Here is a 19,754-nt window from a genome sequence, read left to right as displayed (position 1 = left end):
CAAACTCGCCTATACTATAATACTTCATCATCACCTCTCTATATACAATAATGCCATACTTTTTTTTACAATTTGTATATAGAGTTTTACAATTTTTTATAAAAACATTTTAACAGCACTTGGCCCCTTTAAAAACGTTTACATTACTTTCAATGTTACGAAACGAACAAAGCTACGTCAATGGAAATGCGATGTTTTTTGTCAAGACAGCTATGAATGTTTTTTGACAAAAAGGCGTTTCAGTTGCACAAATGCATGTATTCGATTAAACTTTTGTTCATCATAAAAATGGAAGGAGCTTGCCAAACATGATTCGACTCATTGTTACCGATTTAGACGGTACGCTGCTCGGTTACGATCGCCGCGTCAAAGCGGAAGATCGTGAAGCAGTCGTGCGCGCGATTACAAACGGCATCGACTTTGCTGTCGCTTCTGGGCGAATGGACAATGAAATTTTAGAAGTGGTGAAAGAAATCGGCCATGACGCTCATCGCATTAGCCAAAACGGCGCCTTTGTGTACACGAACGACCATCGTCTCCTTCATCGTAGCGCGTTTGACCCAGCCGTTGCGCGCGCCATTTACGAACAAGCGCGCACGCTCGAAGCAATCGTGCTCGTCTGCGATGAACATACAAGCTTTGTCGAAACGAAAACGGAACAAATGGAGCATATGCGATCGCGGCTATTTTTTGATATTGTTGAAAAGAAACAGATGCTCGATGCGATCGGCCATGACCTTTCCCCATCAAAAATTACCGTCATTGCTGAAGAAGACGTCGTCAATCGCTTTCAGTCGTTCGTTCATAAACAATGGGATCGATATGTCGATACGTTTATTTCCGAACCTCGTTGTTTAGACATTATGCCAAAACAAATTAGCAAAGGGGAAGCGCTTCGCTTGCTTATGAATCATTTGCAACTGAAAAGAGAGGAAGTCGCTTGCTTTGGCGACTCGTTTAACGATATCCCAATGTTTCGCCTGACCCCACATAGTTTCGTCATGTCACATGCGCACGAGCAAGTGAAAAACGAAGCAAACTACGTCGTCTCTTCCGTCCATGAAGCGATTGAAACGGTGCTAACGATAAACGAAAAGATGCCTCAAACGTAAGAGGCATCTTCAAACACGTCACTTTCAATTAAAAAAGACGAACAGCTTTGACCGCACGCGGCGCCCAATACGGCTTCATGTTTGCGAACGCCACGCCTGTGCTTGTAGCAGCGTGCAATAACGTTTCGCTATTTACAACGATAGATACATGGTTAATAATTCCATCACCATCTGTATCAAAAAAGATTAAATCACCTTTGCGCACGCTCGCAAGCGGCACTTCTGTTCCAACCATCGCTTGTTCGCGCGATGTGCGCGGCAATGTTATACCGTTTTCGCTATATACGCGATACGTAAACGACGAGCAATCAAAAACGTCTGTGCGCGTCGTTGGCGCTCCGAACAAATATGCTGCTCCGATATATTTTTTTCCTGTTTCAATGATTGCATTCGCCCGTTCTTCCCATGAAAGCGGTACGTTAATCGTTTGGCCAACGCGAATAAAGTTCACGTTTGTAATCGTTGGATTTAGTGCGAGTAAATCGTTTACCGTCACGTTAAATTTTTGCGCAATCGTTGACAACGTATCGCCAGGTTGGACAATATACGATTTACTTGCGCTATTTGTCGGCGCTGTTGGTTGTGTCACAGGTGTCGGCGATATGAGCTGGTTTGTTGTTGTATTTGTTGTTGGCACTGTTAACGTTTGTCCAACGTAAATACGGTTCACGTCTGTAATCGACGGGTTCAGTTCGAGAAGGCGTGTAACCGTCGTGTTATATTGGCGTGCGATCGTCGATAACGTATCGCCTCGCTGAATCGTATATGTTGTTGTTTGTGTCGTTGGCGCTGTCGGTTGTGTCACAGGTGCCGTTGGTTGCGCATTCGCATCAGGCACTTGCAATACTTGTCCAACATAAATGATGTCTGTCGGTAATTGGTTTAACGTTTTTAATTCATTGACCGATGTGCGGAACGTTTGGGCAATTTTCCATAACGAATCGCCCGACTTAACTGTATATTGTGCCGCATCAACCGCTTTTTCCCCTAAAAATAACGTCGATAATACCGCTCCAGCTACAATCGTCTTTTTCATCGTGCCAAACTCCTTTTTTCATTTTTTGAAGCGCTTCCTTGCTCATATCATAACATGAAACTATTAATCTATTAACCGTATATTTTCAAACTATTCTTCCATTAAATTGAAATAAGCATAAATGATCGGCCTTTTTTCGCATACTATACGTATGAAAATGAAAGGAAGATGTGAGATGCCTTATACATTTGTCGAACATTCCGTTCCTTTGTACTATGAGGTTAACGGAAGCGGAACGCCGCTCGTATTCGTTCATCCTCCCGGCATGGGAAGCGTAACGTTTCATCGTCAACGCGAACTTGCCTCTTTATTTGAAGTCGTGACGTACGATTTAAGAGGAAACGGAAAAAGCGGAAAAGGAAACAAACCGATTACAATGGACGTATTAGCAAGCGATTTACACGAGTTGTTCAACCATCTCGAACTGAAAGAAGCGATCGTCTGTGGTTATTCTAATGGCGGTTCGATCGCCCAACATTTTGCGTTGCAATATCCGCATCAAGTGAAGGCGCTCGTACTGATCGGGGGCTTTTCTGAAGTATGCACGCCGCTACTATATGGCGAATTTTTATTAGGAATATATGGGGTGAAATGGCATGGAATGTCGCTTTTAGCAAACGTGCTCGGAACATCTCATGGCAAGACGAAAGAAGAACAACGAATGATTTCTGAATACGTTCGGTTAAGCGACAGAAAGCGATTGTATGAAATGTACGTCGCAGGTCTTCATTACCGTTCTACCGACCGCTTGCACGAGCTTCGTTGCCCGATTTTACTCATATACGGGGCGCGCGATTATTACATGCATGCGTATGGGCGTATATTCAAACAACATGCTCACGATGTTCGTATCGTGTACGTGGGCGGGGCAAGACATCAAATTCCGACGAAACATGATGCAGAGCTCAACACGATCATCCGCTCATATTTTGCATAAAAAAGCTGACGGTTATTTTCCGCCAGCTTTTTCTTTTAAATCATCACGAACCGTTCCTTCCCAGCGCGGCACGTTTGTGTAATACGCAGCGCGGCTAATGAGATGAGCCGCAACAGGAGATGTCATAAAAATAAACACGATGCCAAGTAAAAGACGTGAGTTAAAATGGTGATTTTCGATAAAAAAATGTAAAAAAGCACCAATTAAAATACACATGATGCCAAGCGTCGTGCTTTTGCTGATGGCGTGGCTGCGCGTATATACATCGGGCAAACGAATCGCGCCGAGCGCAGACAATAGCGTAAGCAACGCGCCGAGCAAAACAAGCGCTACGACAAGCACATTAGCGATCGCGATCACCACGTTCGATGACAACCCCTTTCTCTAAAAACTTCGCAAACGCGACCGTACCGACAAACGCTAAAATACCGATGAGCAAAATGACGTCTAAAAACGCGCTCGTATTTAACAGCATGGAGACGATGGCTACCATTCCAGCAAGCGTAATGCCCATCGCATCGAGCGCAATAATGCGATCTGCTGTGCTCGGACCTTTGACAACGCGATATAAAAAGCCGATCATCGCGAGCGAAAGAATGACGAGAGCTACGTTCCAAATCATTTGCTCACCTCCATAATCGTTTTTTCGAACGATTGCTTAATGCTTTGAATCGCTTCATGCACATCTGGACTATTTAAGGCGTGAATATACAACGTGCTGCCATCATCAGATACATCTAAAACGAGCGTACCTGGCGTGAGCGTAATGAGCATCGCTAACACCGTAATTTCCCATTCCTTTTTCAACTCTGTCGGCAAAGCAAAAATGGCAGGTTGAATGTTTAACGAGCGCTTCATGACTACTTTTGACACAGCGATGTTTGATAAAACGAGCTCTTTAAGAAAAATAAAAAGCAGCTTCATGATGACAAACACCGGAACGAGATAAAAGCGCGAGTGGAAAAATCGGCGCAACATAAAAACGATCAGCAACCCGATGACGTACCCGATAATAAACGACGCTCCGTTAAATGAAACGGTTAAAAACATCCAGACGAACGCTAAACAGACGTTTAATAAAATTTGAAATGCCATCGCTTTCTACTCCTTTAACACCGCTTGAATGTACATATTCGGATCCGCTAACACGTTAACCGCGTCGACGACAAACGGACGGATAAATTCAATTCCAACTCCATATGCAATAGATAAAACGAGAAGCAACAATACAGGAACGAATCGTCCATCGAGCGGCTTTCTTTCAAATCCTTTTTCCTCACCCCAAAAGCCGTTCATAAATATTTTCATGACCGAATACAACACGAGCAAGCTGGACAATAAGATGACAATTGCCTCGAAAAGCAAACCAGCATGAAAACTTGCTTTCACAATTAATAACTTCCCGATAAATCCGCTAAGCGGCGGAATGCCCGCAAGCGACAATGCAACGATAAAAAATGACCACCCAAGCAGCGGATACGACGACATTAACCCCGAAAATGAACGAATGTTATTTGAACTAGTGATGGAAAAAACAATACCGACTAGTAAAAATAATGTTGCTTTCATGACCATATCTTGCAACATGTAAAAAATCGTTCCTTCTAAACTTTCTGGCGTCATTATCGCTACCCCAAAAATCATAACGCCGACTGCAGCGATAATATTGTAAATGACGATATAGCGCATATCGTTATATGCAACTGCTCCAATGACACCGATGACGATCGTGCCGAGCGCAAGCCAAGCGAGCAACGTATGCGTGTAGCCGACATCACTCGTAAATAAAAGCGTAAACGTGCGCAAAATCGAGTACACACCAACCTTTGTCAACAAACCTCCAAACAAGGCTAATATCGGGGTAGGCGGGGCGTAATAGGCTGCTGGAAGCCAAAAATATAGCGGAAAAATCGCTCCCTTTAAACCAAATACGATAATAAACAATACCGCAATAACCGTTAAAATAGGCGACATTCCTATTTCGCTTATACGCTCCGCTAAATGCGCCATATTTAACGTACCTGTTACTCCATATAAATACGCGACTCCAACGACAAATAGCGCCGAAGAAATAACGTTCACAAGCGTATATTTAATCGCTTCACGCAGCTGTATTTTCGTGCCTCCGAGCACAAACAGCACGTAAGACGACATAAGCATCACTTCAAAAAAGACGAACAAGTTGAACAAATCACCTGTCGTAAACGCCCCATTCACACCGACGATTAAAAATTGAAAAAATGAATAGTAATAAAACGTCTCTCTCTTATGCCCAATCGCATAAAACGAATATAGTAAACAAGCGAGCGCGATGATGCTCGTCGTCAATACGAGCAAAGCGGACAGCGAATCAGACACGAGCGTAATACCGAATGGAGCTGGCCAATTGCCAAGATTCAACGTTTGAATACCGTCTATATGCACACGGTACAACAACACGCCGCTTGCAACAATTAAACTACATGTCGATATGAAAGAAATCATCCGTTGCCAAAGCACGTGCTTCGGAAAGAAAATAAGAGTAATGGCTGTGACAAGCGGAATAACAATCGGTAAAAGCAGGAGGTTATTCATCTCCCTTCATCCCTTCTATATGATCTGTTCCAATTTCTTGGTACGAACGGTACGCCAACACTAAGAAAAACGCTGTTACTCCAAAACTGATGACGATTGCCGTTAAAATGAGTGCTTGCGGCAACGGATCGACGTATCGTGCCGCCTTCTCCCCTAAAAGCGGAGGCGCTCCAACTTTTAAACCACCCATCGTTAACAATAAAAGATGGGCACCATGACTGAGCAAACCCGTCCCGATAATAATACGGAGCAAACTTTTGCTGAGCAACAAGTATGTCGCAGCGGTAAATAAACAACCGATGACGACAATCATAACCAGTTCCATTAGTCACTCTCCCCTATCGTTTCGATAATAATCATCGTCACGCCAATAACGACAAAGTAAACTCCTAAATCAAACAGCACAGCTGTATGAAGAGAAGTATAATCAAGCAACGGCAAATGAACGTATTCGAACGCATGCGTTAAAAATGGGCGGCCGAGAAACATGCTCATGACTCCTGTCCCAACTGCAAACAATAGTCCGATTGCGACTAGCCATTTATAATTGATCGGAATCATTTTACGAACCGTTTCAATATCGAAAGCAAGAAGTAATAACACGATCGCACCAGCAGTCATCAATCCCCCAATAAATCCACCGCCCGGATAATAGTGCCCAGCAAAAAACAGTCGGACGGAAAATAAAACGATGATTGGTACGACGACAGCTGTGATTGTTCGCAAAATGACATCATTTCGCCTCATTTTTCATCCTCCTTCGCTAGCCGCAATTTCACCATTGCGTAAATACCTAGAGCAGCAATCGCTAACACACATATTTCAAACAACGTATCAAAGCCACGGAAATCAACTAAAATGACGTTAACCATATTTTTCCCGGCCGCTTTTTCATACGTATTGTCCACATAATATTGTGAAATCGAATCGAAATGCTTTCCTGCGTAAGCTAAAAAGGCAATGACGCTGACCGTCACTCCGACCGCAATGGAAATGAGTGCATGCCCTAAATGAAAGCGCACGCTCTCACGCTTTTTGCTAAACTTCGGCAAGTGATAAAAACAAAGTAAAAAGAGCGCAACGGAAATCGTTTCGATCACAAGCTGCGTCAACGCTAAATCAGGCGCGCGAAACAGAACGAAAAACAGCGCAACCCCATAACCGACTGCCCCTAGTGAAACGATCGCTGTTAAACGCGATTTAGCAACAACTATTGTCACTGTTGCAACGACCATAGCAACTGCCAATACGATTTCATACACTCGCACAGACGCCAAATGACTTAAATCGATATGCCATTGTTTTTTCAAACCGACCGTAAACAGAAGCAAAGCAACACTCGCCGTAAAAATGTACACTAAATACGTGCGCATCGAGCCGGTCATGATGCGCGACATGAGCGACTGTGATCCCCTTTCCATCCAAATGAACGATTGGTCATAAACGAAATTTAAAGACATGCGTTCGGAGAAGCGATTATATAGTCCGCTCCATTTCGAAAACGTGCGATACAGCAGCATTCCGAGCAATAACACTCCAATCGTCATAAAAAGCTCAGGGGTAAAACCGTGCCAATGCGAAATGTATATATCGATTTGTTCGTTTGGTGCAAACAATCCGTACAATACCGCATATACCGCTGGTCCTAACACAGAGTGAGATAACACGTTCGGCACAATGCCAATGACTACAACGAGCGACGCTAACACGATCGGTGCAACGAGCATGCCAAGCGGCGCTTCATGCGCTTCTTTTTCTAATAAATGTGGCTTGTACGTTCCAAAAAATGTTCGACTCAATAACAATACGCTGTATAAAAACGTAAAAATGCTCGCTACCCAAGCAACAACGGGTAAAATAACGGCCCATGCTTGTACGTCTTTTGCACGCAACATGGCGGTAAAAAACATTTCTTTACTTAAAAAGCCGTTAAATGGTGGCAAGCCTGCCATCGAAAGCGAGCCGATCAATGCGATTGTAAACGTGATCGGCATGATCGTCATTAATCCGCCAAGCCGTCGAATGTCACGCGTACCCGTTTCATGATCGACGATGCCGACAACCATAAATAAACTACCTTTAAACGTCGCGTGGTTAAACAAATGAAAAATCGCTGCTAACACCGCAACCATAAATACGTTTTCTTCCATCCAATCGTAATGAAACGCAAGCGCTCCGACGCCTAAAAGCGACGTAAGAAGCCCGAGCTGACTGACGGTCGAATACGCTAAAATTGCTTTTAAATCGGTTTGTTTCGATGCTAAAAACGATGCCCAAAATAACGTTACAAGCCCGACGAGCGCAACTGTCCAAACCCAAAGAGAAGATACGGCAAAAATAGGTGTCAAGCGCGCAATTAAATAAATGCCTGCTTTCACCATTGTCGCTGAATGCAAATATGCACTAACAGGCGTTGGTGCTTCCATCGCGTCAGGTAACCAAATATAAAATGGAAATTGGGCTGACTTCGTAAAAGCACCAAACAAAATAAGGAAAAGTGCAGGAATAAAGAGGGCATGTTCTGTTAACGAGACTTGCATGAGCTCACGAACGCTATACGTCCCACCTGCGATGGCAAGGGCAACAAATCCCCCGAGCATAAGCAATCCACCAAACATTGTAATAAACATCGATTTTTGCGCCCCGTAGCGCGAACGATCACGTTTATACCAATAAGCGATGAGCAAAAACGACGAAATGGACGTCAACTCCCAAAAGACGTATAACGCAATGAGGTGATCGGATAACACGACCCCAAGCATCGCGCCCATAAATAAAAGCAAGTAGACGTAAAAGTTGCCAAGCTGTTCTTTTCCTTTTTGTAAGTAGTAAATGGAATACAGTACAACGAGCGAACCGATTCCGGTAATCAATAGGGCAAACAACAAACTTAATCCATCGACATATGCGTCGAACGAAATGTCGAGCGACGGAATCCAAGGCATCGTTGCTCGAACAACTTCATATTTGCGCACTTCGTCCATGTAAGACAAAAAATAAATGAATAGCGCGATAGGGAGTGGAAGAACAAACCATCCGACATGAAGCGAACGAACAAATTTGTATAAAAGCGGAACAAGTATCGCCATCAAAAATGGCGCCAACATCGTCATATGTAATGTTGACATAAAAAAATCAACCTCCTTCTGACATAGCAATCCTCTTTTTTGTACGAGTCATATGTATAAAAAGTTTCATTTTTTTTCACAATAAATGATAAAAAAAGAAAGGAGTAACGCGATGATTCTTTTCCTTATGTTGACCATCATGATCGATAACTATGAAACAGTGGAGAAAAAAATTGAGCCTTCCATTTACGCGACGGTAAACGAAAGACATTATGAGCCGTTTCAACCGAGACAATACATTCGTAAAATCGAAAAGCATGAGGAAAAAACAAAAAAGTAAATTATAATTCACTCGCTAGTCCTTCTAGCTCGTCTGCTGACGCGGAGACGTGCGCGATCGCTTCATGAATGTCGCCCACCGCTTGTACGCACGCTTTCATTTCATCGTCAATGCGAACACTATATTGACAAATTTGTTCGAGCGCAGCAGCAAACTCATCGAAAAACGAGTCAATCATTTTTATTCGATTTGCACTGTCGGTCATCGAACGTGACGTTTCATGTAGTGATTGTGCCATCGTAGCGAGATGGTATTGAATGTCACTTAATACGCGCGAAACGTCAGCGACGGATTGTTTCGTTTGCGTCGCAAGTTTGCGCACTTCATCAGCGACGACCGCAAACCCTTTCCCGTGCTCCCCTGCCCGCGCCGCTTCAATGGACGCGTTGAGCGAGAGCATATTCGTTTGATCCGCAATGGATGTGACGAGTGAAGCAATATGTTCGATTTCATGCATCGCTTCCTGAAGCTTGTCCATATTCGCTTCAATTTGTTTCATTTTTTCGTCCATGTGCAACATGTTTTCCACTTGTGTTTGGAGCCGCTGCTTGCCTGTCGTTGACTTTTCCGCGTTCGCAAGCGCCACAGCAGACGCTTCTTGCGCCGCTTTAGAAATGTCGGCTGCTTGCGCGTTCAGCGACGCGACGGAAGCGCTTACTTCTTCAGACAAACGACTGAGCTGTTGCAGCGACAATTTCACTTGCTCTTTCATTTGCTGCTTTAACGCTTCCATTTGCATCCGAAGCGCTTCACTTTCTCGTTCGTATTGTTCAAGCACGAGCTGTTGTTCAACGTTTAACATTTTTGCGATTGACTTCATAACCGCCCTTACATACGATGGACGTTCAAAATGTTCACCGACCACTTCCCACATTTCCTCAAGCAAATGTTGAAACGAAGCGATATACCATTTCGGCTCTAAGCCGATGCGGACGTGTGCTTGAGCAACGCGACGCCTTTTTTCAATAAACGCTTCATCGATCGTTCCGCTAAACATTTCTTTTACGTGCACCGTTAACGTTTGCTTCAATCGATCAATCGAGCTATGTTGTTGAATAATCGAAAGCAAATGGCTTTCTTTTTGAAGCGCACCGTAAAACGCGTCAACGATGCGCGCAATGTTTGCTTCGATGTATGGCTGAACATAGCGTAAAATCGCGACATCTTTTGTCGTCATGCCAATGAGCGCAAGCTGGCGTTGCACCGTTGTATCATGGAGACGAATCGGTTCTTCTTTCATTTGTAAAATCGCTTCAAGTTGGTCGTTGCGCTGTTGTTTTCGTTTAAACAATGGATGATCCCCCTTAACTCACATAAAGCACTTGTTTATGTATTTATGTTAACAAATTGCAAATAAAAAGAAAACACCCATTTAGCTAGGTGTTTTCCATTGCTCGCCTAACGTACGAATCGAGTCGATGACGGCATCTAATTTGCCTTCAATCCGATGCAGCAAATAAAACGTCACCGCAATCGGAAAACCGACATCGGAAAGAATCGACAAATACGCTTCCATCTTCTCTCCTTCCTTCCTGTTTTAACTTATATACAACAAGGTGCCCCGATTACGGGACACCTTGCACCGTTTAAGCAAACGTCCATTGTGTCACAGTTGTGTCAATGAGGCGCGCTCCCTTTTTCGCAATCAAGTCGCCTCCGCTCGATGGAAAGACGTTTGCGGCAATAATGACGTCCATCACGTTAGCAATTTCCGCTTGCGTCACATGTTCACGCGGTTCGTCAATCGTCAAACGAACGGTCTTTCCTTCCTCATTTACAAACTGCAATTCGAGCGTTTTCACTTCTTATCCCCCCTATTCGCCTAATACGTGCACATCGGTGCGATATACGTGAACGAGCGGAGCGCTTTGCAAAGAGGCAAGCGCTTGAGCGACAGAGACGAGCGAGCTTTCCGTTGCGTTCGGTTTAATGACGTACGTTTTATTTTTATACATCGGCTTGCCCGTTTCCGTCACCCCGACTTCAAACGTTAACCGAAGTTGTGAACGTTGAATCACGCCTCTCCCCTCCTTTCACCTATTACTATCGCAACGACGGCCGCAAAAGGTTAGGGACTACACCCATTTTTCTGCCCACGTTTGGACAGCTTCCATTACGATATGCAAATCTTTCCCTTTTTCTGTTAGTTCATATTCAATGCGGACAGGTTTTTCTGGGTATACGTGGCGAACGACAATTTGTTCTTCTTCCAATTCTTTTAGTCGTTCCGTCAACATTTTTTGACTAATGTCGGGAATGCTTTCTGCTAAATCTTTAAAACGAAGCGGACCGCGAAATAAGACGTGAATAATAAGTCCGTTCCATCGCTTCCCAAGCAGTTGAAATGCCGCTTCAATTTTCGGACAAACGTGCGAATGTTCCATCGATTCATCACCTTTATGCATAAAGTTTGACAAACAAAATGTAACTAAATTAATATAACATCTGTAACTAACAAAAAGTAAGAAACATTATTTTGGTTTACAACAAGGAGGATATATATGCTTTCAGTTATTGAACAACGAAAATCGGTTCGTCAATATGACCCGAACGCCTCAATTTCAAAAGAACAATTAACGGAGCTTTTACAGGCGGCAGGGAAAGCCCCGTCCGCTTGGAATTTGCAACATTGGCATTTCGTCGTCATCTTCGGAAAAGAAGCGCAACAAAAACTGCTTCCGATCGCCTACAAACAACGACAAATCGTTGATGCATCAGCTGTCGTTGCGGTGCTCGGGGACTTACAAGCTCATCAAAAAACAGATGCGGTGTACGATCCGCTCGTTGCAGAAGGAAAGATGACGAAAGACATTAAAGAAACGCTCGCTAAACAAATTGAAAGCGCCTATACGAATGCGCAATATGCCCGCGACGCCGCCTTCACAAACGCGTCGTTAGCTGCCATGCAATTCATGTTGGCAGCGAAAGCGGAAGGCTTTGATACGTGCGCCATCGGCGGCTTCGACACGAAAGCGTTCATGGACGCTTTCAACATTCCAAGCCGGTACGTCCCTGTTATGCTTATTACGGTTGGAAAAGCGGCCGCTCCTGCCCATTCGTCGTACCGTTTACCGATTGATGAGCTCACGACATGGATACAATGATGATAAAAATGACCCGTTGTTACGACGGGTCATTTTTATGAAGCGGCAACACGATATGAACCTTCGTTCCTTTGCCGACTTTGCTTTCGATGTGCATCGTTCCTTTATGTTCATGAACGATTTTCATGCTCGTCGTTAAGCCGAGACCCATGCCTTTTTCTTTTAACGTATAAAACGGTTCCCCGATATGTTTCAACCGTTCTTGTTCAATGCCTTTTCCTGTATCTTCAATAACAAGATGGACGCGATCGTCTTCGTCTCCCGTTGCGATCGTAAGCACTCCCCCTTTCGGCATCGCTTCGAGTGCGTTTTTTACCACGTTGACGACGACTTGAATGAGCTCATTTTTATCGCCGTACACGATCGCTGTCGTGCGCGGTCCGTATTTGATTTGCACGTTTTGCAAAATCGCCTCGTACGTAAACAGCTCGATGACGTAATCGATGACATCGTTTAAATGAAGTGGTTTATACGCTTTCATTTGCGGCTTAGCGAGCACGAGAAGTTGGGTGACGATTTGATTCACGCGCTCAATTTCGTCTAACATAATTTGCACGAACCGCTCATCTACTTGTTTCGTTTCTTTCATCATTTGTAAAAAGCCTTTAATCGATGTGAGCGGGTTGCGAATTTCGTGGGCGATGCCTGCCGCCAATTCGCCGATGACCGATAGTTTTTCTTTCTTCAATAACAGCTGCTCCGCCACTTTTTGTTGCGTAATGTCGCGCCCGATGACGACAAGCCCTTTTCGTTTTCCGTTTTCGTAAAATAGCGGCACTTTAATGACGTCAAACGTTTTCACTTCACCGTTTGGCATTGAAAACGATTCTTCCGCACGCGTCACCGTTTTCGCCCGCCACGCTTCTTCGTCCGAATCGATGCAATAAAGTAACGCTTCGCGAAAATGAGGGGTATATTCCGCCAGTTCGGCATCTGTTTTTCCTTTATAATTGACATGCTCGAGCCCGTATAGCTTCAACCCAAATTCGTTCACTCTTAGCCAGCGTCCTTGTCCATCTTTAAACGATACGAAATCAGGCATCGCATGAATGAGCGTCAACAATTCTTGCTCCCTTTCGCTCATTTGCTTTAACGCGCGATGTTTTTTTAAGGCGATATACATAAATACCGCCGATAGCACGACAAAAAGCGAGCCTTTGATCGTTTGTACGTGCGGTGCAATATGTTGTGGAATAGGCAATTTGTCTACATACAAGTCGGTCAATATGATCCAAGCGAAACTAACAATAACATAGAGGAAAACGGCGTATTTCATTTGACAACGAGACCTTTCTTTTTACATTTCCCGCATCCATTGGGCGAGCTTCATGGCAAGCGGTGAAATATATTGTTCTTCTAATACGTTCGCAAGCGATTGTTGTAAACGTGATTCAATGTTGGCCAAATCGGCATAAGTCACTTGCACAGACCATTCCAAATACGGAATCGCAACAACGATATATTGCTCTTTTTTATTTTCATAAATGTACACGTTTTGTTGTGACGATCGTTCATCAATCGTTGCTTTTCTAATTTTCATCTCTCACTCATGCCTTTCCATTTTTTATTATCATATCACAAAATTTTTCCATTGTTCAAAACATTTTTTAGTAAACGCTCCATTTTCCCGCCGTTTTCCGCCCCATTTTCCCCATTTCCTTAAGGAATATAATGTATATGCATACATGTCAACCGTTCGTTCGGACTATTTTTCGATTCGCGCTAAGCGAGCCGCTTTGATAAGCTAAATGTACCGCGGAATCATCGAGAGCGCGCTTTCGGGAAAGGAAGCACACATGTCATTTGAAACGGTCGTGGAGCAATATCGCCCGCTCATTTCCTATATGATTCGCAAGTTGCATATTCGCCGTCATGTCGATGAATATATGCAAATCGGTTTAATCGCGCTTTGGGAAGCATATGAGCGATACGACGAAACGAAAGGGTCCTTTTGTACGTTCGCATTTAAAATGATTCGCTGGCGCATCGTATCACAACTGCGCAAAGAAACGAAAAACACATATGTTCCGTTGCCAGAAGAATATGTGCTAAAAGAAGATGTCGATTTTTTTGCCAACATCGTATGGGAAGATGCGCTGCAATATTTAACGCCGCGCGAGCGCATATGGCTTATTCGTCATGTGATCGAAGGAAAAACGTTAAAACAAATTGCCGACGAAGAAGGCGTAAGTATAAATGCCGTAAAACAATGGCGCCTGTCCGCCGTCAAAAAGCTTAAACGATACGTTAACTGCGCGGCTCATCCATATAGTAGTACACGACATCGCCGCCACGCTGGGCGACGCCGCGAAAATGTTTAAAATCTTCTTGCTGGACGAGCACATGACGAAACGTTAAAAAATGTTCTTTTTTTACAAGCACATGCGGAATGTCGCGTGTGCGCAATTGTTGAAGAAGTTGCTTCGCTTCTTGTTCAGTCACGTTCATCCCTCCCTCTTTGTTTTAACGCGCTGAACGATACATGTCAATACAATGTGTGAATGCCTAATTTTGTTATATTGACACACGTCTATAAAAAATGCACATACAATGTTGGTGGATTCTAAATGAAAGAAAGGAAGATGAACGATGAATGACTGGAATATGTATGAAGATTTCCGATTAGATCAACAAATGATGCCGATGCCACAGACGATGCCACAAATGATGCCGCAACAAATGCAGCCAATGCCGATGCCACAAATGATGCCGCAACAAATGCAACCGATGCCGGTGCCACAAATGATTCCACAACAAATGCCGCAAATGATGCCGAGCGATTGTGGCTGTGGCATGCCGATGGGACCGATGTGGCCAGGAATGCCACAAATGCAGCCAATGCCGATGCCACAAATGATGCCGCAACACATGATGCCAGGCGGTTGCGGGGCACCGATGTGGCCGTACATGCCGTATGGGCCACATCGTTAAAAATAGTTGAAAATGCCCTTTACGAACGAGGAAAAATCATGCAAAATAGAAAAAAGGTTTAAAAATTCAAAAGTAAAGGGGATTTTCAATGAAAAAAGCGCAAATTGGCGATGTCATTGAATTTAAAAATGGGTTGCGGGGAATCGTTGAAAAAGTAAACGAAAATTCAGTTATTGTCGACTTAACGTACATGGATAACTACAAAGAACTCGACTTACAAGAACGAACAGTCGTCAACCATAAAAACTACAAAATTGTAGAGTAACGAAAAGAGGGCTGCTTATTGTTGATGAGACAGCCCTCTTTGTTGTTCACATTGACCTTTCATTTCGCTACATTCGTAAATGTATACTCCTTGTTTTTCTGAAAGCGCAGCATAATACATTGCTTCCGCCACTTGTTTTGCAGCGATCGGTTTATATTTTTCCCATTTGCCAACGAACGCAAACGAAAAACCGTGAGAAAGCCATTCCGCTGTTTTTTCACCGAGGCGAAACTCTTGTCGCTCTCCTGTTAATAACGATGGGCGAAAAATGTGTAACGAGCGAATCGTAAGCCGCTGCAACGCTTCTTCCGTTTCTCCTTTGACGCGATTGTAAAAAAACATCGAATGCGGATCCGCCCCGATCGCAGAAACGAATAAAAACGTTTTGACGTGGCATTTTTCCGCTAGTTTTGCCGCTCGCAACGTATATTCGTAATCGACTTTAATAAATTGTTGTTTTGTTTTTGCTTTTTTCATCGTCGTCCCTAAACAACTAAATACATCGTCGACATGAAAATATTGTTCGTATTGTTCGATGTTGTCAAAATCAACGACAACTTGTTGTAATTTTTCATGCTCGCACGCCAGTTGCTTTCGAACAAACACCGTCACCCGTTCATAATGCTCTGAGCGAAGCAATCGTTGGAGAAGCTCGCCTCCGACTAACCCGCTTGCTCCGATCACAAGAGCTGTTCTTTGTCTCAAATGAAGACCCCCCAAACAAAAAAAGGTTCGTAACAATTTGTCATTATATACCCGTTTGCGAAAAAAAACTAGCTATTCTTTTATGAATTTTTTAAGGCTGACTTATCAGCCAGCCTTCTTAGCGATTATCCACTTTTTCCGGATATAAATCGTGGTTTAATAAGCGATATTCCGCCATTTTTTCATATTTCGTTCCCGGGCGACCCCAGTTGCAATACGGGTCAATGGAGATGCCGCCGCGCGGCGTAAATTTGCCCCACACTTCAATATAGCGTGGCTCCATGACGCGAATTAAGTCGTTCATAATAATATTGACGCAATCTTCATGGAAATCACCATGATTGCGGAAGCTAAATAAATATAACTTGAGCGACTTACTTTCAACACATTTTTTATCAGGAATGTAACTAATGTAAATTGTAGCAAAATCTGGTTGATTTGTTTTAGGGCATAAGCTCGTGAACTCCGGACAGTTAAATTTTACAAAATAGTCGCGATCAGGATGTTTGTTATCAAACACTTCAAGAATGTCTGGGCTGTATTCGAATACATATTTCGTCCCTTGGTTTCCAAGAAGCGTGACTCCTTGTAGTTCTTCATCTTTTCTCATCGCTTTCTCCTCCTTTAGTTATACGCCGCGGCGATTGCCCCACAATAACGTATGCAGTTGCGGCAATACACAAACGTCGTTCATATGTTTAGACTGTGTGACTTGTTCAACGAGCCATTCAAGCTTTTGTAATAGGTTTAGGCGAAGGGTCACATCGTCTACTTCATGTAGATGATCGTTGCCTACTTGCACGTAAAACGGAACGGACGGATAACGTTGATGCACATACGTCGCATAAGAAAAATCTTGATCGTTAAACACGACGACTTTTAAGCTCACCCGTCCGCGATGCGTAGCTAAACGATCCATAATCATATCAAGCGTCGCAAAGTTTGTTTCCATGTTTGAACTTGGCGGCTTTGGTGAAATCGTTAAATCGTCGATATCGTCAAACGAATCGTGCCATACGCTTCCTTGCGTTTCTAATCCAATGCGCACCCCTTTTTCTTTCAAATGGGCAACGAGCGCCGAAAGCCCTTTAAGCAGCGCAGGATTGCCGCCTGAAATCGTCACATGGTTAAAACGGTCCCCGCCAAGTTGTTTCAGTTGTTGCCAAATATGTTCGGGCGTCATTTGTTTGATTTCATCTTTTGCTGAACCGTCCCACGTAAACGACGAATCGCACCAACGGCAACGATAGTCGCATCCTGCCGTGCGGACAAACATCGTTTTCTGTCCGATGACCATTCCTTCGCCTTGAATCGTCGGACCGAAAATTTCAATGACCGGAATGCGCTCCATTATTGTTTCCCTGCTTTCGGACGATATACGACATAGCTTGTCGGGGACTCCCGCACAAACACTTGAACGCATGTCGGTTTATTCGGCAACGTATCTAAATGTTCTTGAACGATTTCCGCAATTTTTCGCGCTACCACTTCTGTCGTTGGAAAATGTTCAGCGTCTGTATCGCTAAATACGTCTTTATGGTCGTTCATCACCGTATGATCAAAACGGTTGTGCACAAGCTTTTTTAACTGTTGAAAGTTAATCAAAAAGCCCGAATCATCCAGCTCGTCACCTGCAACAGTAATGTTTATAAAATACGTATGTCCGTGCATGTTCGCACATTGCCCGGCCGCTTCATGCGGAATAAAGTGCGCCGCAGCAATTTGCATATCTTTATTTAATTCATAGCGAAACGGGTGTATCACTTGCGGATAAATTTGTTGGATCATTGCGCATATGCTCCTTTCTTTTCATTCATATATTGTTCAAAACCTCGCTTGCGCAACACGCACGCCGGGCATTCGCCGCAGCCGTCTGCGATGATGCCGTTGTAGCACGTGAGCGTTTTCGTGCGCACAAATTCAAGCGCTCCCAACTCATCGGCAAGCTTCCACGTTTCCGCTTTATTGAGCCACATGAGCGGCGTATGAATGACAAATTCGTAATCCATTGCTAAATTGAGCGTCACGTTTAACGATTTAATAAATACATCGCGACAATCTGGATAGCCGCTAAAATCTGTTTCGCATACCCCTGTGACGAGATGGCGTGCCCCTTTTTGTTTGGCAAGCACGGCTGCAAATGATAAAAACAATAAATTGCGTCCATCAACGAACGTCGATGGCAGCTCTCCTTCTTTTTGTTCAATCGCGATGTCGCTTCTCGTTAACGCGTTTGGCGCTAGTTGATGTAATAGCGACATATCAAGCACCGTATGTGGCACTTCCAGCTGCTTTGCGATCGATGCGGCAACGTCAATTTCAAGCCGGTGGCGTTGATTGTAATCGAACGTTACAGCTTCGACTTCAGCGAAATGCTTTTTCGCCCAAAATAAACAAGTCGTGCTATCTTGGCCGCCGCTAAACACGACGACTGCTTTTTCTTTTTTCATCTTTCGCTCCCCTTTCTAACATCGTGAGAAGAAAGAGCGTTCTAAAACAAAAAAGCTATCCCCCTACGGACATAGCGATCCCTAGTTTTTTTATAGAGGGTGTTCTAGAACCTCTCCTGCGCTATGCGCAGAATTCTTCTTCAATTGTACGCCTAACAATATACCATAAAACATATATTCATTCTATAAAAAAATTATGCTTTATTTGTGAACTGTTTTCAGGATATAATAACAACAAAAAAGTTAGGTGATTCAACATGACAAAACGTTCAACTTTTGATGCGGCGCTTCAACAACTGCGCGAAAAATTAATGACGATGGTATCCGCTTCCCAACAAGCGCTACACGAATCGATTGAAGCGTTACAAACGCAAAATATTACAAAAGCAGATGAAATTATCGAAAACGATAAAAAAATTAACGAACTCGAGCGCGAAATTAACGAACTGGCAATTATGACGATTTTAAAACAACAACCAGTCGCATCTGATTTACGTCGGTTAATTGTTGCGCTGAAAATTTCGTCTGATGTCGAGCGCATTGGTGACATTGCGGTCAATATCGCAAAATCGGTCAAATTTATCGGCACAGAACCGCATGTGAAACCAATCGTCCACATTCCTGAAATGGCGGCGATCGTCAACGAAATGTTAGATCATGCGCTTCATGCGTTCCATAACGATGACGTTGAGGAAGCGAAACGCATTGCGCTTGAAGACGATCGAGTAGACGAATTACAAGGGAAAATTATTCAAGAACTAATTGACTTAATGAGCGAAAAGCCAGAGTTTACAAACCAAATTACACAATTGTCGTTCATCACGCGCAACTTAGAGCGCGCTGGCGACCATGTGACAAATATCGCTGAAAATATTTTATATAGCGTCAAAGGAATTCGCATTGATTTAAACTATTAAACATTCGGGTGCCTCCCATTGGGGGCATCCTTTTTTTGTCGATTTCTTTTTCATGTGATGATATAATTTTTTCGGGGAGGTGAGTAAACATGGATGATATGCTCAAACGTATTTTCGATGAGCTCGCATTGTTGCGTGAACGCATGGCTACAAAAGATGACATCGCAAGCATTGAGCAACGCATGGCTACAAAAGATGACATCGCTGCCATGGACAAGCGAATCGAGCACATCGAACAAACGATGGCCACGAAAGATGACATCATTAGCATTGAGCAACGTATGGCCACAAAAGATGACATCGCTGCCATGGACA

The 19,754-nt window shown here is 43.7% G+C and carries 29 protein-coding genes, 1 pseudogene and 1 riboswitch; of the genes and pseudogenes, 9 read left to right on the top strand and 21 right to left on the bottom strand.

Annotated elements, in window-relative coordinates:
- Nucleotides 1-308 precede the first annotated feature (308 nt).
- The gene (locus K1I44_RS07815) at nt 309-1,112 is read left to right on the top strand and encodes an HAD family hydrolase (protein ID WP_003396687.1); all 804 of its coding nucleotides are present in this window, start codon (nt 309-311) and stop codon (nt 1,110-1,112) included.
- Between the two features lie 28 nt (nt 1,113-1,140).
- Here K1I44_RS07815 and K1I44_RS07810 read toward each other — a convergent pair whose 3' ends face one another.
- Complete coding sequence (locus tag K1I44_RS07810) at nt 1,141-2,148, bottom strand: C40 family peptidase (protein WP_219985811.1); 1,008 nt, start codon at nt 2,146-2,148, stop codon at nt 1,141-1,143.
- Nucleotides 2,149-2,323: 175 nt separating this feature from the next.
- Here K1I44_RS07810 and K1I44_RS07805 point away from each other — a divergent pair, with 175 nt between their 5' ends.
- Entirely contained in the window at nt 2,324-3,085 is a 762-nt protein-coding gene (locus tag K1I44_RS07805) for an alpha/beta fold hydrolase (RefSeq protein WP_219985810.1), read from the top strand.
- Between the two features lie 12 nt (nt 3,086-3,097).
- Here the strand turns inward: K1I44_RS07805 and mnhG are convergent, their stop codons facing one another.
- The 7 genes from mnhG to K1I44_RS07770 are packed head-to-tail and all read right to left on the bottom strand — an operon-like array spanning nt 3,098 to nt 8,787.
- Nucleotides 3,098-3,448 (bottom strand): monovalent cation/H(+) antiporter subunit G, encoded by a 351-nt coding sequence (mnhG, locus tag K1I44_RS07800; protein WP_219985809.1) that lies wholly within the window; start codon nt 3,446-3,448, stop codon nt 3,098-3,100.
- Nucleotides 3,429-3,707, bottom strand: a complete 279-nt coding sequence (locus K1I44_RS07795) for a Na(+)/H(+) antiporter subunit F1 (RefSeq protein ID WP_003396696.1) — start codon at nt 3,705-3,707, stop codon at nt 3,429-3,431. Before K1I44_RS07795 ends, mnhG begins: the two co-directional genes overlap by 20 nt.
- Nucleotides 3,704-4,180 (bottom strand): Na+/H+ antiporter subunit E, encoded by a 477-nt coding sequence (locus K1I44_RS07790; RefSeq protein ID WP_003396698.1) that lies wholly within the window; start codon nt 4,178-4,180, stop codon nt 3,704-3,706. The genes K1I44_RS07795 and K1I44_RS07790 overlap by 4 nt, the downstream gene beginning before the upstream one ends.
- 6 nt (nt 4,181-4,186) lie before the next feature.
- Nucleotides 4,187-5,659 (bottom strand): Na+/H+ antiporter subunit D, encoded by a 1,473-nt coding sequence (locus K1I44_RS07785; RefSeq protein WP_219985808.1) that lies wholly within the window; start codon nt 5,657-5,659, stop codon nt 4,187-4,189.
- The gene (locus K1I44_RS07780; protein WP_219985807.1) at nt 5,652-5,984 is read right to left on the bottom strand and encodes a Na(+)/H(+) antiporter subunit C; all 333 of its coding nucleotides are present in this window, start codon (nt 5,982-5,984) and stop codon (nt 5,652-5,654) included. Before K1I44_RS07780 ends, K1I44_RS07785 begins: the two co-directional genes overlap by 8 nt.
- Nucleotides 5,984-6,406, bottom strand: a complete 423-nt coding sequence (locus tag K1I44_RS07775; RefSeq protein ID WP_219985806.1) for a Na(+)/H(+) antiporter subunit B — start codon at nt 6,404-6,406, stop codon at nt 5,984-5,986. Before K1I44_RS07775 ends, K1I44_RS07780 begins: the two co-directional genes overlap by 1 nt.
- Nucleotides 6,403-8,787, bottom strand: a complete 2,385-nt coding sequence (locus K1I44_RS07770) for a Na+/H+ antiporter subunit A (protein ID WP_219985805.1) — start codon at nt 8,785-8,787, stop codon at nt 6,403-6,405. Before K1I44_RS07770 ends, K1I44_RS07775 begins: the two co-directional genes overlap by 4 nt.
- A 112-nt stretch (nt 8,788-8,899) precedes the next feature.
- Between K1I44_RS07770 and K1I44_RS07765 the strand changes: the two genes are divergently transcribed.
- A complete protein-coding gene (locus K1I44_RS07765; protein WP_219985804.1) occupies nt 8,900-9,067 on the top strand; it encodes a hypothetical protein in 168 nt (55 codons plus the stop codon).
- Nucleotide 9,068: 1 nt separating this feature from the next.
- Here K1I44_RS07765 and K1I44_RS07760 read toward each other — a convergent pair whose 3' ends face one another.
- The 5 genes from K1I44_RS07760 to K1I44_RS07740 form a co-directional block, all read right to left on the bottom strand.
- Nucleotides 9,069-10,358, bottom strand: a complete 1,290-nt coding sequence (locus tag K1I44_RS07760) for a globin-coupled sensor protein (protein ID WP_219985803.1) — start codon at nt 10,356-10,358, stop codon at nt 9,069-9,071.
- A gap of 81 nt (nt 10,359-10,439) precedes the next feature.
- Nucleotides 10,440-10,583, bottom strand: coding sequence for a YvrJ family protein (locus K1I44_RS07755; RefSeq protein WP_219985802.1), 144 nt, complete (start codon nt 10,581-10,583; stop codon nt 10,440-10,442).
- A gap of 70 nt (nt 10,584-10,653) precedes the next feature.
- Nucleotides 10,654-10,869 carry a DUF2922 domain-containing protein gene (locus K1I44_RS07750; RefSeq protein WP_219985801.1) on the bottom strand — a complete coding sequence of 72 codons (216 nt, stop codon included), beginning with the start codon at nt 10,867-10,869 and terminating at the stop codon, nt 10,654-10,656.
- A gap of 12 nt (nt 10,870-10,881) precedes the next feature.
- Nucleotides 10,882-11,085, bottom strand: a complete 204-nt coding sequence (locus K1I44_RS07745) for a DUF1659 domain-containing protein (protein ID WP_003396714.1) — start codon at nt 11,083-11,085, stop codon at nt 10,882-10,884.
- Nucleotides 11,086-11,142: 57 nt separating this feature from the next.
- Nucleotides 11,143-11,451, bottom strand: coding sequence for a winged helix-turn-helix transcriptional regulator (locus K1I44_RS07740; protein ID WP_003396716.1), 309 nt, complete (start codon nt 11,449-11,451; stop codon nt 11,143-11,145).
- A 117-nt stretch (nt 11,452-11,568) separates the two neighbouring features.
- On the opposite strand from K1I44_RS07740, the gene K1I44_RS07735 reads away from it, so the two are divergent.
- The gene (locus K1I44_RS07735) at nt 11,569-12,171 is read left to right on the top strand and encodes a nitroreductase family protein (protein WP_219985800.1); all 603 of its coding nucleotides are present in this window, start codon (nt 11,569-11,571) and stop codon (nt 12,169-12,171) included.
- A gap of 19 nt (nt 12,172-12,190) precedes the next feature.
- On the opposite strand, the gene K1I44_RS07730 is transcribed toward K1I44_RS07735, so the two are convergent.
- Nucleotides 12,191-13,447 carry an ATP-binding protein gene (locus K1I44_RS07730; RefSeq protein ID WP_219985799.1) on the bottom strand — a complete coding sequence of 419 codons (1,257 nt, stop codon included), beginning with the start codon at nt 13,445-13,447 and terminating at the stop codon, nt 12,191-12,193.
- A 21-nt stretch (nt 13,448-13,468) separates the two neighbouring features.
- Entirely contained in the window at nt 13,469-13,711 is a 243-nt protein-coding gene (locus tag K1I44_RS07725) for a YueH family protein (RefSeq protein WP_219985798.1), read from the bottom strand.
- A 256-nt stretch (nt 13,712-13,967) separates the two neighbouring features.
- Between K1I44_RS07725 and K1I44_RS07720 the strand changes: the two genes are divergently transcribed.
- On the top strand, nt 13,968-14,492 hold the full coding sequence (locus K1I44_RS07720) for a sigma-70 family RNA polymerase sigma factor (protein WP_219985797.1): 525 nt from the start codon (nt 13,968-13,970) through the stop codon (nt 14,490-14,492).
- Here K1I44_RS07720 and K1I44_RS07715 read toward each other — a convergent pair.
- Complete coding sequence (locus K1I44_RS07715; RefSeq protein ID WP_235341054.1) at nt 14,419-14,613, bottom strand: hypothetical protein; 195 nt, start codon at nt 14,611-14,613, stop codon at nt 14,419-14,421. The genes K1I44_RS07720 and K1I44_RS07715 overlap by 74 nt on opposite strands.
- 147 nt (nt 14,614-14,760) lie before the next feature.
- Here K1I44_RS07715 and K1I44_RS07710 point away from each other — a divergent pair, with 147 nt between their 5' ends.
- Together K1I44_RS07710 and K1I44_RS07705 are read left to right on the top strand one after the other, a co-directional pair.
- Entirely contained in the window at nt 14,761-15,102 is a 342-nt protein-coding gene (locus K1I44_RS07710) for a hypothetical protein (protein ID WP_219985796.1), read from the top strand.
- Nucleotides 15,103-15,190: 88 nt separating this feature from the next.
- Nucleotides 15,191-15,367, top strand: coding sequence for a YkvS family protein (locus K1I44_RS07705; RefSeq protein ID WP_021095653.1), 177 nt, complete (start codon nt 15,191-15,193; stop codon nt 15,365-15,367).
- A gap of 15 nt (nt 15,368-15,382) precedes the next feature.
- On the opposite strand, the gene K1I44_RS07700 is transcribed toward K1I44_RS07705, so the two are convergent.
- The 5 genes from K1I44_RS07700 to queC form a co-directional block, all read right to left on the bottom strand.
- Nucleotides 15,383-16,072 carry an oxidoreductase gene (locus K1I44_RS07700; RefSeq protein ID WP_255573313.1) on the bottom strand — a complete coding sequence of 230 codons (690 nt, stop codon included), beginning with the start codon at nt 16,070-16,072 and terminating at the stop codon, nt 15,383-15,385.
- Between the two features lie 118 nt (nt 16,073-16,190).
- The gene (gene queF, locus K1I44_RS07695) at nt 16,191-16,682 is read right to left on the bottom strand and encodes a preQ(1) synthase (RefSeq protein WP_075039389.1); all 492 of its coding nucleotides are present in this window, start codon (nt 16,680-16,682) and stop codon (nt 16,191-16,193) included.
- Nucleotides 16,683-16,700: 18 nt separating this feature from the next.
- Nucleotides 16,701-17,423 (bottom strand): 7-carboxy-7-deazaguanine synthase QueE, encoded by a 723-nt coding sequence (gene queE, locus K1I44_RS07690; RefSeq protein ID WP_219985794.1) that lies wholly within the window; start codon nt 17,421-17,423, stop codon nt 16,701-16,703.
- The gene (queD, locus tag K1I44_RS07685; protein ID WP_219985793.1) at nt 17,423-17,860 is read right to left on the bottom strand and encodes a 6-carboxytetrahydropterin synthase QueD; all 438 of its coding nucleotides are present in this window, start codon (nt 17,858-17,860) and stop codon (nt 17,423-17,425) included. Before queD ends, queE begins: the two co-directional genes overlap by 1 nt.
- Nucleotides 17,857-18,522 (bottom strand): 7-cyano-7-deazaguanine synthase QueC, encoded by a 666-nt coding sequence (queC, locus tag K1I44_RS07680; RefSeq protein WP_003396747.1) that lies wholly within the window; start codon nt 18,520-18,522, stop codon nt 17,857-17,859. The genes queD and queC overlap by 4 nt, the downstream gene beginning before the upstream one ends.
- Nucleotides 18,523-18,597: 75 nt before the next feature.
- Nucleotides 18,598-18,642, bottom strand: a riboswitch (PreQ1 riboswitch).
- A gap of 137 nt (nt 18,643-18,779) precedes the next feature.
- Here queC and phoU point away from each other — a divergent pair.
- Together phoU and K1I44_RS07670 are read left to right on the top strand one after the other, a co-directional pair.
- Nucleotides 18,780-19,439, top strand: a complete 660-nt coding sequence (phoU, locus tag K1I44_RS07675) for a phosphate signaling complex protein PhoU (protein WP_043965109.1) — start codon at nt 18,780-18,782, stop codon at nt 19,437-19,439.
- A gap of 89 nt (nt 19,440-19,528) precedes the next feature.
- Nucleotides 19,529-19,754 (top strand): annotated as a pseudogene (locus K1I44_RS07670) (hypothetical protein); the annotation flags it as partial.

The sequence above is a fragment of the Anoxybacillus sp. ST4 genome (assembly GCF_019448545.1).
GTDB lineage: Bacteria > Bacillota > Bacilli > Bacillales > Anoxybacillaceae > Anoxybacillus > Anoxybacillus pushchinoensis.
This window is presented reverse-complemented; position numbering and strand designations above follow the sequence as displayed.

Bases quoted from the DNA above. Each gene is read 5' to 3' on its own strand.
- K1I44_RS07775 (WP_219985806.1), bottom strand. From the start codon at position 6,406: ATGAGGCGAAATGATGTCATTTTGCGAACAATCACAGCTGTCGTCGTA.
- K1I44_RS07705 (WP_021095653.1), top strand. From the start codon at position 15,191: ATGAAAAAAGCGCAAATTGGCGATGTCATTGAATTTAAAAATGGGTTG.
- K1I44_RS07785 (WP_219985808.1), bottom strand. From the start codon at position 5,659: ATGAATAACCTCCTGCTTTTACCGATTGTTATTCCGCTTGTCACAGCC.
- queC (WP_003396747.1), bottom strand. From the start codon at position 18,522: ATGAAAAAAGAAAAAGCAGTCGTCGTGTTTAGCGGCGGCCAAGATAGC.
- K1I44_RS07765 (WP_219985804.1), top strand. From the start codon at position 8,900: ATGATTCTTTTCCTTATGTTGACCATCATGATCGATAACTATGAAACA.
- K1I44_RS07720 (WP_219985797.1), top strand. From the start codon at position 13,968: ATGTCATTTGAAACGGTCGTGGAGCAATATCGCCCGCTCATTTCCTAT.
- K1I44_RS07790 (WP_003396698.1), bottom strand. From the start codon at position 4,180: ATGGCATTTCAAATTTTATTAAACGTCTGTTTAGCGTTCGTCTGGATG.
- K1I44_RS07755 (WP_219985802.1), bottom strand. From the start codon at position 10,583: ATGGAAGCGTATTTGTCGATTCTTTCCGATGTCGGTTTTCCGATTGCG.
- K1I44_RS07805 (WP_219985810.1), top strand. From the start codon at position 2,324: ATGCCTTATACATTTGTCGAACATTCCGTTCCTTTGTACTATGAGGTT.
- K1I44_RS07730 (WP_219985799.1), bottom strand. From the start codon at position 13,447: ATGAAATACGCCGTTTTCCTCTATGTTATTGTTAGTTTCGCTTGGATC.
- K1I44_RS07735 (WP_219985800.1), top strand. From the start codon at position 11,569: ATGCTTTCAGTTATTGAACAACGAAAATCGGTTCGTCAATATGACCCG.
- K1I44_RS07770 (WP_219985805.1), bottom strand. From the start codon at position 8,787: ATGTCAACATTACATATGACGATGTTGGCGCCATTTTTGATGGCGATA.
- K1I44_RS07710 (WP_219985796.1), top strand. From the start codon at position 14,761: ATGAATGACTGGAATATGTATGAAGATTTCCGATTAGATCAACAAATG.
- queD (WP_219985793.1), bottom strand. From the start codon at position 17,860: ATGATCCAACAAATTTATCCGCAAGTGATACACCCGTTTCGCTATGAA.
- K1I44_RS07810 (WP_219985811.1), bottom strand. From the start codon at position 2,148: ATGAAAAAGACGATTGTAGCTGGAGCGGTATTATCGACGTTATTTTTA.
- queF (WP_075039389.1), bottom strand. From the start codon at position 16,682: ATGAGAAAAGATGAAGAACTACAAGGAGTCACGCTTCTTGGAAACCAA.
- K1I44_RS07815 (WP_003396687.1), top strand. From the start codon at position 309: ATGATTCGACTCATTGTTACCGATTTAGACGGTACGCTGCTCGGTTAC.
- phoU (WP_043965109.1), top strand. From the start codon at position 18,780: ATGACAAAACGTTCAACTTTTGATGCGGCGCTTCAACAACTGCGCGAA.
- queE (WP_219985794.1), bottom strand. From the start codon at position 17,423: ATGGAGCGCATTCCGGTCATTGAAATTTTCGGTCCGACGATTCAAGGC.
- K1I44_RS07725 (WP_219985798.1), bottom strand. From the start codon at position 13,711: ATGAAAATTAGAAAAGCAACGATTGATGAACGATCGTCACAACAAAAC.
- K1I44_RS07795 (WP_003396696.1), bottom strand. From the start codon at position 3,707: ATGATTTGGAACGTAGCTCTCGTCATTCTTTCGCTCGCGATGATCGGC.
- K1I44_RS07740 (WP_003396716.1), bottom strand. From the start codon at position 11,451: ATGGAACATTCGCACGTTTGTCCGAAAATTGAAGCGGCATTTCAACTG.
- K1I44_RS07780 (WP_219985807.1), bottom strand. From the start codon at position 5,984: ATGGAACTGGTTATGATTGTCGTCATCGGTTGTTTATTTACCGCTGCG.